This is a genomic window from Neobacillus sp. DZ-9 (assembly GCF_059587065.1).
Genome location: NZ_JCAIOL010000007.1, coordinates 318207 through 330439 on the forward strand (window position 1 = coordinate 318207; position 12233 = coordinate 330439).

Here is a 12233-nt window from a genome sequence, read left to right on the forward strand (position 1 = left end):
TAACTTATCCACATGTGAATAACAATAAAACAAAAATAAGGGAACATCTTCAGATTTATGCACAAAAAAACATCCTACCGTTTTTTCAGGTAGGATGCTTTGTAAATTATTTATCTTCTTACTGGTGATATGACAATAAATCGATGAGGCTCCGATCCATCGGAAAAAGTTTTCACGCGTTTATTTTCGGATAAAGCGGAATGAATAACTTTACGCTCATAGGAAGGCATCGGCTCTAGTGCAACATCTTTCCCAGTCTTGACTGCTTTTTCAGCAAGACGATGTGCTAGTTGAATAAGGGTTTCATTTCGTCTGTTTCGGTAATCTTCCGCGTCCAATATAACGGTTAAATACTGATTAGAAAAGCGGTTAATCACTAATTGTGTCAAATATTGCAATGAATTTAACGTTTGCCCTCTTTTTCCAATCAATAGCGCAATCTTTTCCCCAGTCATGATGAAATGAACTTGCTTGCCGTCGCGTTTGATTTCAATTTCCGCAGGGGCACCCATTTGTTCACTTACTTGAGTAAGAAATTTCTTTGCTTCCTCAAGCGGATCGATAATGACGGTTACCTTTACAACAGCTGGACGTGAACCAAAAATACCGAAAATCCCTTTTTTACCTTCGTCAATAATGTCTACATCTGTGCGGTCTTTTGTTGTCTTTAATTGAGCTAAAGCTGATTCTACTGCTTCTTCGACTGTTTGTCCTGTAGCAGTTACCTGTTTCACTTTTTTGCTCCTCCCGCTTTGCCGGTGGCTTGCGCCTTCAAATCCGGCCCTTTAATAAAATAGGTTTGAACAATCATAAACATATTTCCGACAACCCAGTACAAGGACAGAGCTGCTGGGAAATTAAAAGCAAAAACGACAATCATAATCGGCATCATCCAAAGCATCATTGCCATTTGTGGATTCTGCTCCTGACCGGCCATCATCAATTTTTGCTGAATAAACGTCGTGATACCTGCAACTATTGGTAAAATGTAGTATGGATCCTTTTCTCCAAGGTCAAACCACAGAAAGCTGTCTTGGGCAATTTCCCTTGTTCTTGAAATGGCATGGTAAAAACCAATCAAGATTGGCATTTGCACGATTAACGGAAAACATCCAGCCATTGGATTTACGCCATGCTTTTGAAAAAGGGCCATCGTTTCCTGCTGTAGCTTTTGCTGTGTCTTTTGATCCTTCGAGCTATATTTTTCACGAAGAGCTTTCATCTCCGGCTGCAAAGCCTGCATTGCTTTTGAGCTTCTTGTCTGCTTGATCATTAACGGCAAGATAGCCAGCCTGATTAAGATCGTCACGACAATAAGTGATAAACCAAAGCTGCCGCCTAGTAAATGAGCCCCTTCTTTAATTACCCAGGACAAGGGATAGACAATGTACTCATTCCAAAAGCCCGTACTTTCGGCAGTAATCGGCTTCTTTATTTCACTGCACCCTGTGAGGAACAGAAAAACAGAAAGAAGGCCGAATGAAAGTAATATTCTTTTTTTCAACCAATTTTTCCTCCTTGCAACATATATAGTGAAAAAGTGTGTAGGTAAACTTTTTATGTATATATTTCTTTAGGATATATCAAAGGTATTTTATCATTTATTTAAATGAATTGTCTTCATTACTTTTACAATTATCGCCTTAAAAGTTTTTCTTCAAAACCTTGCCGACCTTTAGAACATGGGTCAGGCTCTTTTTAACCTCAAAAAAGTCCATTTCAGCAGCAGGCTTCCTCGCAATAATTACGAAATCATTTCCCGCAGCAAGCTGATCTTTAAGTTCGAAAACAGATTGTCTAAGGTATCTTTTAATCCGATTCCTTGTAACAGCATTACCAATCTTTTTGCTGACAGATAGTCCAATTCGAAAATAAGCCTGTTCTTCTTTTGATAAGGCATAGACAACAAATTGCCGATTTGCAAATGAACGGCCCTTCTGGAAGGCTGTTTGAAATTCTTTATTCTTTTTAATTCGGAATTCTTTTTTCATAAAAAAACTCCTTCACTTGATAACGTTCTTTGAACTTTGATAGCTATCCAGCTCCAGCACCTAGGGGCGCTGGAGCTTTTAATTAGAAAAAAGACCACTGAGACGTTTCAGTGGTCTAAGCTGATAATACTTTTCTTCCTTTACGACGGCGACGAGCAAGAACCTTACGTCCGTTTGCTGAGCTCATACGACTGCGGAATCCGTGAACTTTGCTGTGTTTACGTTTATTTGGTTGGTACGTTCTTTTCATATATGACACCTCCCCGAGGAATAACTCTCAATTACAAATGACAGTCTTAATTATTATAAAGATGTCCACCTCAAATTGTCAACCACTCTCCATCTATTGTTTCCTATTTCCAAATTTTTTTACATGCATTCGTTAAGACGAACGCTATGAAAAAAAATTTCATCTTAGATCCATTTTTCCGCACCTGTGGATAAAAAATCGACATATTTCGCATTATCCACACAGGATATTGACAGCTTTTTCACAAAATCAATTCTTGTGGACAATTATTATACACACAATGTTACAGTTGTGGATAAACTTCTAAAAACCGTTGCATACCTTGCTATTATTTGATATTATATTTGTGTTTTCACTCTGAATAACTTCTTCTCCAAAAATGCTTATCCACAAATTGTGGATAACATGTGGACATGTTATTCTAGGTCTCTGTAAAAACTTGTCCACAAGGGGTGGATATTGTCGAAACTCCACTTTATTTCCTTATTATATGTTTTCCACAACCAATGTTTCGTATATTGCTAAATTTATAGATTTTACTCCTGGACTGACAAACCATTTTCACTAAAACTTTGTCGAATAGGATACCTGGTTGAGAAAAGAATACTCCATATACAAATAATTTTTTTCGGAGTTAGACAGCAGCGAAATGTATTTAAATATAAAAAAACAGAAAAAAGGAGGGAAACTAGTTGGAAAATATTGCGGATCTTTGGAATGCAGCTCTAGCCAATATAGAAAAGAAAATAAGCAAACCAAGCTTTGACACTTGGCTAAAGTCGACAAAGGCTCATTCCCTTCAAGGCAATCTGCTTGTCGTGACAGCTCCAAATGAATTTGCCCGCGATTGGCTGGAGGAACGCTACTCTCAGTTAATTGCCGGAATTCTTTATGAAATAACGGGAGAAGAATTATCGGCCAAGTTTATTATTCCGCAAAATCAGAAAGAGGAAGAACTCGAACTGCCAACGCCTCCAAAAAAGGCGAAAAAGGACGACGCGGAATTTTCACCAAACATATTAAATCCAAAGTACTTATTTGATTCGTTTGTTATCGGTTCCGGCAATCGATTTGCCCATGCAGCCTCACTTGCTGTAGCTGAAGCGCCGGCAAAGGCCTACAATCCCCTCTTTATTTATGGAGGCGTTGGATTAGGGAAAACCCACTTAATGCATGCGATTGGCCATTATGTAATAGATCATAAACCTTCGGCAAAAGTGGTTTATTTATCGTCCGAAAAATTTACCAACGAATTTATTAACTCGATTCGTGACAATAAAGCGGAAAGCTTCCGCAATAAATATCGAAATGTGGATGTCCTTCTGATTGATGATATTCAGTTTTTGGCCGGAAAAGAATCAACGCAGGAAGAATTTTTCCATACCTTTAATGCTCTCCATGAGGAAAGCAAGCAAATCGTGATCTCAAGTGACCGGCCGCCTAGGGAAATTCCAACACTGGAGGATCGCCTGCGTTCCCGCTTTGAGTGGGGTTTAATTACCGATATTACTCCGCCAGATTTAGAAACGAGAATTGCCATCCTTCGTAAAAAGGCAAAAGCCGAAGGACTTGATATACCAAACGAAGTCATGCTCTATATCGCCAATCAAATCGATACAAACATCAGGGAACTAGAAGGTGCCTTAATTCGAGTCGTTGCCTATTCATCTTTAATAAATAAAGACATCAATGCGGATTTAGCTTCGGAGGCATTAAAGGATATCATTCCAAGCTCGAAGCCAAAGGTCATCACCATCCTTGATATTCAACGGATCGTCGGGGAGCACTATAGTGTCAAACTTGAAGACTTTAAAGCCAAAAAGCGGACAAAGTCTGTTGCTTTTCCACGACAAATTGCAATGTATTTATCACGTGAATTAACCGATTATTCTTTGCCTAAAATAGGAGAAGAGTTCGGCGGCCGGGATCATACGACAGTGATCCATGCTCATGAAAAAATATCTAAGCTCCTCCAATCTGATTCAACGCTGCAAAAGCAAATGAAGGAATTGAATGAGCTGTTGAAAATATAACTAAATTGTGAATAACTCCCTAAGACTTGCACACAGTCTGTCCACATGTGGATAGGCTGTGTTTCTATTGAAAATCTTAGTTATCCACATACTAACAGGGCCTACTAGTACTTCTTCTATATTTTTTAAAAAATAATATTATATGCTTGCGCAAAAAAAATATGCTTACAGGGAGGATTTAATTATGAAATTTATCATCCAGCGCGATCGTCTTGTTCAAAGTGTTCAAGATGTTATGAAGGCAGTTACAACGAGAACAACTATCCCTATTCTTACTGGAATCAAAATTGCTGCTACAACAGATGGGGTTACTTTAACAGGAAGTGATTCTGATGTTTCCATTGAATCCTTTATCCCAAAAGAAGAATCTGGTGATGAAATTGTTGAGATCAAACAACCAGGAGCGATTGTTTTACAAGCTAAGTTCTTTAGCGAAATCGTAAAAAAGTTACCGACTGATTCCGTTGAAATTGAAGTACTTGGATCGCTGCAAACGGTTATCCGCTCTGGGAAATCAGAATTCAACCTTAACGGCCTTGATGCAGAAGAGTACCCTCACCTGCCGCAAGTAGAGGAAAATAATAAATTTCATATTGCGACCGATCTGTTAAAAGCAATGATTCGACAAACGCATTTCGCAGTGTCCACCTCAGAAACACGCCCGATCTTGACAGGTGTAAACTGGAAGATTGAAAATGGCGAGTTAACCTGTATTGCAACAGATAGCCACAGACTTGCATTAAGGAAAGCGAAAATTGAGACAGAAAATAACGAAAACTATAATGTCGTTATTCCAGGGAAAAGCTTGAATGAATTAAGTAAAATTATTGATGACACAAATGAATTAATCGATATCGTAATTACAGAAAATCAAATTTTATTTAAAGCCAAGCACTTATTATTTTTCTCAAGATTGTTAGAGGGCAACTATCCGGATACGTCAAGATTAATTCCGAGCGAGAGTAAAACAGACGTGACCGTTAATACAAAGGAATTCCTCCAGGCGATTGATCGTGCTTCCCTGCTTGCACGTGAAGGAAGAAATAATGTCGTTAAGTTCTCGACTATTGAGGATGGAATTATCGAAATTTCTTCGAATACCCCAGAGATTGGTAAGGTTGTAGAAGAAATTCAAAGCGGTGCGATAGAGGGAGAAGATTTAAAAATTTCCTTTAGTGCGAAATATATGATGGATGCCCTAAAGGCATTAGAAGGAACCGATATCAGAGTGAGCTTTACTGGTGCCATGCGCCCATTCCTGATTCGTCCGCTTCATGACGAAACCATTTTGCAGCTGATTTTACCTGTAAGAACGTACTAAATATTTATACAATCTCGTGTATATAGCTACCGTACCATCGGTGGCTATATTTGCTATTGTAAGATAACTTTCGAGAATTCTTTGTATCTAAGGAAAAAATTTAGTAAAATAAAGTATTGAGACCATTTTAGGAATGAGGGTGACTTGTGTGCCTGGAAAAATAAAGCTGAGCACAGAATTTATTACATTAGGACAATTTTTAAAAGCAGCTGATGTGATCCAATCTGGCGGCATGGCAAAATGGTTTTTAAGTGAACACGAGGTATTTATCAATGGTGAACAAGACCAAAGAAGAGGAAGAAAGCTTCGGGCAGGTGACAAGGTTCAAATTGTCGGTGTTGGGGAATTTGTCATTACCGAGTAACTAAAGGATGTCCTGCGCATGTATATTGAAAAATTAGCGTTAAAAGACTATCGCAATTATGATGAGTTATTTATAGAATTTGAAAATAAAGTAAATGTAATCTTGGGAGAAAATGCCCAAGGTAAAACCAATGTAATGGAATCCATTTATGTGTTAGCAATGGCTAAATCACACCGAACGTCAAACGATAAAGATCTTATTCGCTGGGATCAAGATTATGCTAAAATAGAAGGTAGGGTTCAAAAACAACACAGCTCGCTGCCGCTGCAATTGGTGATTTCCAAAAAAGGAAAAAAGGCAAGGCTTAACCATATTGAACAGCAAAAATTAAGCCAGTATGTGGGGAATTTGAATGTGGTCATGTTTGCGCCAGAGGACCTTAACTTAGTAAAAGGCAGTCCGCAGGTGCGAAGACGGTTTATTGACATGGAAATTGGTCAGGTTTCGCCAATTTATTTACATGATATGAGTCAATATCAAAAAATACTCCAGCAGCGTAATCATTATTTAAAAATGATGCAGATAAAAAAGCAAACCGATCAGACAATGCTTGAAATTTTAACCGAACAGTTTATTCAGATGGCCGTAAAAATTGTCAGCAAAAGGTTTGAATTCCTCCAGCTGCTTGAAAATTGGGCAAAACCAATTCACCAAGGGATATCACGAGGGCTCGAATCGCTTGAAATAAACTATAAACCTTCCGTAGAGGTATTAGAAGGACAAGATTTGTCGAAAATGGTAGCATGCTTTGAAGAAAAGTTCGGGAAGGTACGCACGAGAGAAATTGAGCGAGGGACAACCATGTTTGGACCTCATCGCGACGATTTGATGTTTTTTGTAAATGGAAGAGATGTTCAAACCTTTGGATCACAAGGTCAGCAGCGGACAACAGCACTGTCTGTCAAGCTTGCAGAAATTGAACTAATCTATGCCGAAATTGGGGAATATCCGATTCTTCTTCTGGACGATGTGCTATCAGAGTTAGATGATTACAGACAATCCCATCTGCTCAATACCATCCAAGGCAAGGTTCAAACCTTTGTGACGACCACGAGTGTGGAAGGAATTGACCATCAAACCTTAAAAGAAGCCTCCACCTATACCGTGGATTCCGGCTCTATAAAGAAAATCAACTGAGGTGGAGCATGTATATTCATATCGGGGAAGATCACAATATCCGGGACAAGGATATTATTACCATCCTGGATAAAGAAAGTGCCAACCAGTCGGAGCTCGTGGAAGAGTTCTTGAACCACCATAAAGAGAAAGTTATGAATTTATCAAAAAACCCCTTTAAGTCGATTATTATTACCTATGACAAAGTTTATTTATCCCCAATTGCTTCTGGAACGTTAAAGAAACGATCCAGCCAATTGAATATCCAGGAATTTTAATACATCATATTTTTATTGTTTTTGAAAACGAAAATATAGCTATATTTTTGTATGAAGGTGCAGGTGAACAGGTATGACTATGGAACAAAAAGCGTTAGAAGAACAATCCTACGGTGCGGAACAAATCCAGGTTCTAGAAGGACTTGAAGCAGTAAGAAAAAGGCCTGGTATGTATATCGGTTCAACAAGCGGTAAAGGCCTCCATCATCTCGTTTGGGAAATCGTCGATAACAGTATTGATGAGGCGCTTGCCGGCTTCTGTAATGAAATCAATGTGTTCATTGAGGAAGACAATAGCATCACAGTAAAGGATAACGGCCGTGGTATTCCGGTTGATATTCAAGAGAAAATGGGCAGACCTGCAGTTGAGGTCATTATGACGGTTCTTCATGCCGGAGGTAAATTTGGCGGTGGAGGCTACAAAGTTTCCGGAGGACTTCATGGGGTTGGGGCATCAGTTGTTAATGCGCTCTCCACCGAACTTGAGGTTTATGTTCACCGTGAAGGTAAAATCCACTTAATAAAGTTTGAACGCGGAGCGGTCGTCAAGGAATTAGATGTAATTGGGACTACCGATAAAACGGGTACGATTACACACTTTAAACCAGATGGTGAAATTTTCACTGAAACTCTGGTATATGAATATGACATTCTAGCCACTCGTCTTCGTGAACTTGCCTTCCTTAACCGAGGAATCAAAATCACGATTGAAGATAAACGGGTTGAAAATAAACATAATGAATATTACTACGAAGGCGGTATTAAATCCTATGTTGAGCATTTAAACCGTACAAAGGAAGTCATTCATGAAGAGCCAATCTTTATTGAGGGCGAGCGCGATGGCATTAGTGTGGAAGTCGCTCTTCAATATAACGAAGGCTATACTGATAACATTTACTCCTTCGCTAATAATATCCACACCTATGAAGGTGGAACACATGAATCAGGCTTTAAGACAGCCTTAACTAGGGTCATTAATGACTACGCCCGAAAAAATGGTTTGATTAAAGAAAATGATACGAACCTTTCCGGAGAGGATGTTCGTGAAGGATTAACAGCCATTGTTTCGGTCAAACACCCTGATCCACAATTTGAAGGACAAACAAAGACAAAGCTCGGAAACTCTGAAGTAAGAGCGATTACCGATACTGTCTTTGCTAGCCATTTTGAAAAATTCATGCTGGAAAATCCGACTGTTGCCAGGAAAATTATCGATAAAGGCTTAATGGCTGCGAGAGCAAGGCTTGCAGCTAAGAAAGCCAGAGAATTAACCCGCCGGAAAAGCGCGTTAGAAGTTTCTAGTTTACCGGGTAAATTAGCGGATTGTTCTTCTAAGGATCCCTATGAAAGCGAATTGTATATCGTTGAGGGTGATTCTGCGGGCGGCTCTGCAAAACAAGGCCGTGATCGCCATTTCCAAGCGATTCTACCGTTAAAAGGGAAAATCCTTAATGTTGAGAAAGCGCGCCTAGATAAAATTCTTTCTAACAACGAAGTTCGAGCAATGATTACTGCAATTGGAACGGGAATTGGCGAGGATTTTGAAATTTCAAAGGCACGGTATCATAAAATTGTCATCATGACGGATGCCGATGTGGATGGTGCTCACATTCGAACGCTTATCTTAACATTCTTTTACCGTTATATGAGAAAAATTTTGGAAGCGGGTTATATCTATATCGCGCAGCCTCCGCTCTATAAAGTGCAGCAAGGCAAACGGGTAGAATATGCCTATAATGATAAAGAGCTTGAGCGGATTTTCGCAGAGCTGCCAAGCCAGCCGAAGCCAAATATCCAGCGTTATAAAGGTTTGGGAGAGATGAATCCTGAACAATTATGGGAAACGACGATGGATCCATCAGTGAGAACGATGCTTCAGGTAAGTCTTGAGGATGCGATCGAAGCAGATGAAACGTTTGAAATGTTAATGGGTGAAAAAGTTGAACCCCGCAGGAACTTCATTGAAGCCAATGCACAATACGTTAAGAACTTAGATATATAAAAAAGGGTAGAGGTTTAACCACTATCCTCCTTTTCTTTTACCTGGGTGGCCAGGTGATCATTATAGGAGGTACCAAATATGGCTGAAACACCAAATTCTCAAATAAAAGAGATTAATATCAGTCAGGAAATGAAATCTTCATTTCTTGACTATGCAATGAGTGTTATCGTTTCACGTGCCCTTCCAGATGTTCGGGATGGTTTAAAGCCCGTACATCGCCGTATTTTATATGCTATGCATGATCTTGGAATCCATGCGGACAAACCATATAAAAAATCTGCCCGTATCGTTGGTGACGTTATCGGTAAATATCACCCGCATGGCGATTCCGCGGTTTATGAAACGATGGTTCGGATGGCGCAGGACTTCAACTATCGTTATATGCTTGTTGATGGGCACGGGAACTTTGGTTCCGTAGACGGGGATGCCGCCGCAGCGATGCGGTATACCGAATCAAGAATGTCCAAAATCTCGATGGAATTATTAAGAGATATCAACAAGGATACAATTGATTACCAAGATAACTATGATGGTGAGGAAAAAGAGCCTGTTGTTCTGCCGGCAAGATTTCCAAACCTATTGGTCAACGGTACAACAGGGATTGCCGTAGGTATGGCTACCAATATCCCTCCCCATCAGCTTGGTGAGGTCATTGACGGCGTATTGGCGGTCAGTCATGACCCTGAAATTACTACTCAAGAGTTGATGGAGATAATTCCGGGTCCGGATTTCCCGACTGGAGGAATTATTCTTGGCCGGAGCGGTATTCGTAAGGCCTACGAAACAGGCCGAGGATCGATAACTATCCGAGCTAAAGTAGAGATTGAACAAAAATCGAATGGCAAAGAAGTTATTATCGTAAATGAATTGCCATATCAAGTAAATAAGGCAAAATTGATTGAAAAAATTGCGGAATTAGCACGTGATAAAAAAATTGATGGCATAACTGACCTTAGAGATGAATCTGACCGCAGAGGAATGAGAATTGTCATTGAGGTTCGTAAAGATGCCAATGCTAATGTCCTCTTAAATAACTTATATAAGCAAACTGCCCTGCAAACTAGCTTCGGAATCAACACCTTGGCCCTTGTGGGTGGACAGCCAAAGGTATTAAGTCTAAAGCAATGCTTAGTCTATTATTTAGATCATCAAAGAGTAGTAATCCGTCGGAGAACAGAATTTGAATTGCGTAAGGCGGAAGCACGTGCCCATATTTTAGAAGGTTTAAGAATAGCGCTGGACAATTTGGATGCAGTCATTACCCTTATTCGAAACTCGCAAACCACTGATATTGCTCGAGAAGGCTTAATGAGGGAATTTAACCTATCTGAAAAACAGGCACAAGCGATCCTGGATATGCGCTTGCAGCGTTTAACTGGATTAGAAAGAGAAAAAATCGAGGATGAATATCAGACGCTCATGAAGCTTATTGCTGAATTAAAAGCAATCTTAGCAGATGAAGAAAAGGTTCTTGAAATCATCCGCGGGGAATTATTAGAAATCAAAGAACGTTTCAATGATAAGCGCCGTACAGAAATCCAGGCGGGCGGCATTGAAAATATTGAAGATGAAGATTTAATTCCACGCGAAAACATTGTCATCACCCTAACACATAATGGCTATGTTAAACGCCTGCCAGTATCCACCTACCGTGCGCAAAAACGCGGCGGCCGTGGAATTCAGGGAATGGGAACGAATGAAGATGATTTTGTGGAACATTTAATCACTACTTCAACCCATGATACGATTTTATTCTTCACTAATAAGGGAAAGGTATATCGTTCAAAGGGCTATGAGATACCAGAATATAGCCGTACCGCCAAAGGAATTCCAATCATTAACCTACTTGGTATTGAAAAGGGAGAATGGGTGAATGCCATTATTCCGGTTGAAGAATTTGTCGATGATTGGTCACTATTCTTTACTACAAAAGAAGGTATCTCTAAACGATCACCACTAACCTCCTTTGCGCATATCCGCAATAATGGTTTGATCGCATTAAGCCTCCGTGAGGGTGACGAACTTATTTCGGTCCGCCTAACAGACGGAACTAAGCATATTATCATTGGAACTAAAAATGGTATGCTAATCCGTTTTCCGGAAACTGACGTTCGATCAATGGGACGAACGGCGACAGGAGTAAAAGGGATTACCTTAGATGCTGACGATGAAGTGGTCGGCATGGAAGTTTTAGAAGAGGACAATGATGTCCTCATCGTGACGAAAAATGGGTATGGCAAACGCACACCGGCCGTTGAATACCGAATTCAGGGAAGAGGCGGAAAAGGAATAAAAACCTGCCATGTTACTGAGAAAAATGGAAATCTCGTTTCCATGAGAGCTGTAACAGGCGAGGAAGACCTCATGCTGATTACCACTGGCGGGGTCCTAATCCGAATCGATGTAGCGGGTATTGCAAGAATTGGCCGAAATACCCAAGGTGTAAAGCTCATTAGCATAAAAGAAAATGAGAATGAATTTGTAGCAACAGTAGCTAAGGTAGAAAAAGAGGAAGCTGCTGATAATGAAAGTGACGATCAGGGTGAGGAACTCTCATTTGAAGAAAGTTCTAATAATGTCCCTGAGGGCGAAGAATAAGAAAGAAAAAGGGGCATACTTGGTATGTTCCTTTTTCTTTTCTTAAAAAAGAAAAAAACATTTAAAAAATCGTTGACTTTAATTATTGTGGATGATATATTTATTAAGTCGCTTACGAGCGATTGAGAAAATCGACCTTTGAAAACTAAACAAACAAAAACGTCAACAAACAATAATATTCGTTTCTTTATGAAACGAGCCAACGTTTTATTTTATGAGCTAATCAACTTTCTTGGAGAGTTTGATCCTGGCTCAGGACGAACGCTGGCGGCGTGCCTAA

At 39.8% G+C, this 12233-nt stretch carries 11 protein-coding genes; 7 read left to right on the forward strand and 4 right to left on the reverse strand.

Annotated elements, in window-relative coordinates:
• Positions 1 to 110 precede the first annotated feature (110 nt).
• The 4 genes from jag to rpmH form a co-directional block, all read right to left on the reverse strand.
• Entirely contained in the window at positions 111 to 734 is a 624-nt protein-coding gene (gene jag / locus AC59HZ_RS20995; protein ID WP_496547720.1) for an RNA-binding cell elongation regulator Jag/EloR, read from the reverse strand.
• Positions 731 to 1504: a YidC family membrane integrase SpoIIIJ gene (gene spoIIIJ / locus AC59HZ_RS21000; protein WP_496547721.1), complete on the reverse strand. Its 774-nt coding sequence runs from the start codon at positions 1502 to 1504 to the stop codon at positions 731 to 733. The genes jag and spoIIIJ overlap by 4 nt, the downstream gene beginning before the upstream one ends.
• 139 nt (positions 1505 to 1643) lie before the next feature.
• Positions 1644 to 1991, reverse strand: a complete 348-nt coding sequence (gene rnpA / locus AC59HZ_RS21005; protein ID WP_496547722.1) for a ribonuclease P protein component — start codon at positions 1989 to 1991, stop codon at positions 1644 to 1646.
• A gap of 115 nt (positions 1992 to 2106) precedes the next feature.
• Entirely contained in the window at positions 2107 to 2241 is a 135-nt protein-coding gene (gene rpmH / locus AC59HZ_RS21010) for a 50S ribosomal protein L34 (RefSeq protein ID WP_066059809.1), read from the reverse strand.
• 692 nt (positions 2242 to 2933) lie between these two features.
• Between rpmH and dnaA the strand changes: the two genes are divergently transcribed.
• The 7 genes from dnaA (at position 2934) to gyrA (ending at position 11953) form a co-directional block, all read left to right on the forward strand.
• Positions 2934 to 4274, forward strand: coding sequence for a chromosomal replication initiator protein DnaA (dnaA, locus tag AC59HZ_RS21015; protein WP_496547723.1), 1341 nt, complete (start codon positions 2934 to 2936; stop codon positions 4272 to 4274).
• 184 nt (positions 4275 to 4458) lie between these two features.
• A complete protein-coding gene (dnaN, locus tag AC59HZ_RS21020; protein WP_496547724.1) occupies positions 4459 to 5595 on the forward strand; it encodes a DNA polymerase III subunit beta in 1137 nt (378 codons plus the stop codon).
• 148 nt (positions 5596 to 5743) lie between these two features.
• Positions 5744 to 5959: a S4 domain-containing protein YaaA gene (gene yaaA, locus AC59HZ_RS21025; RefSeq protein WP_496547725.1), complete on the forward strand. Its 216-nt coding sequence runs from the start codon at positions 5744 to 5746 to the stop codon at positions 5957 to 5959.
• An 18-nt stretch (positions 5960 to 5977) separates the two neighbouring features.
• Positions 5978 to 7096: a DNA replication/repair protein RecF gene (gene recF, locus AC59HZ_RS21030; protein ID WP_496547726.1), complete on the forward strand. Its 1119-nt coding sequence runs from the start codon at positions 5978 to 5980 to the stop codon at positions 7094 to 7096.
• Between the two features lie 8 nt (positions 7097 to 7104).
• A complete protein-coding gene (gene remB, locus AC59HZ_RS21035) occupies positions 7105 to 7353 on the forward strand; it encodes an extracellular matrix regulator RemB (protein WP_496547727.1) in 249 nt (82 codons plus the stop codon).
• Between the two features lie 79 nt (positions 7354 to 7432).
• A complete protein-coding gene (gene gyrB / locus AC59HZ_RS21040) occupies positions 7433 to 9355 on the forward strand; it encodes a DNA topoisomerase (ATP-hydrolyzing) subunit B (RefSeq protein ID WP_496547740.1) in 1923 nt (640 codons plus the stop codon).
• Positions 9356 to 9433: 78 nt separating this feature from the next.
• Positions 9434 to 11953 (forward strand): DNA gyrase subunit A, encoded by a 2520-nt coding sequence (gene gyrA / locus AC59HZ_RS21045; RefSeq protein WP_496547728.1) that lies wholly within the window; start codon positions 9434 to 9436, stop codon positions 11951 to 11953.
• Positions 11954 to 12233 lie beyond the last annotated feature (280 nt).

Excerpts from the sequence above, each read along its gene's own strand:
- dnaN (WP_496547724.1), top strand. The coding sequence starts at position 4,459 with ATGAAATTTATCATCCAGCGCGATCGTCTTGTTCAAAGTGTTCAAGAT.
- remB (WP_496547727.1), top strand. The coding sequence starts at position 7,105 with ATGTATATTCATATCGGGGAAGATCACAATATCCGGGACAAGGATATT.
- rnpA (WP_496547722.1), bottom strand. The coding sequence starts at position 1,991 with ATGAAAAAAGAATTCCGAATTAAAAAGAATAAAGAATTTCAAACAGCC.
- rpmH (WP_066059809.1), bottom strand. The coding sequence starts at position 2,241 with ATGAAAAGAACGTACCAACCAAATAAACGTAAACACAGCAAAGTTCAC.
- gyrB (WP_496547740.1), top strand. The coding sequence starts at position 7,433 with ATGGAACAAAAAGCGTTAGAAGAACAATCCTACGGTGCGGAACAAATC.
- recF (WP_496547726.1), top strand. The coding sequence starts at position 5,978 with ATGTATATTGAAAAATTAGCGTTAAAAGACTATCGCAATTATGATGAG.
- gyrA (WP_496547728.1), top strand. The coding sequence starts at position 9,434 with ATGGCTGAAACACCAAATTCTCAAATAAAAGAGATTAATATCAGTCAG.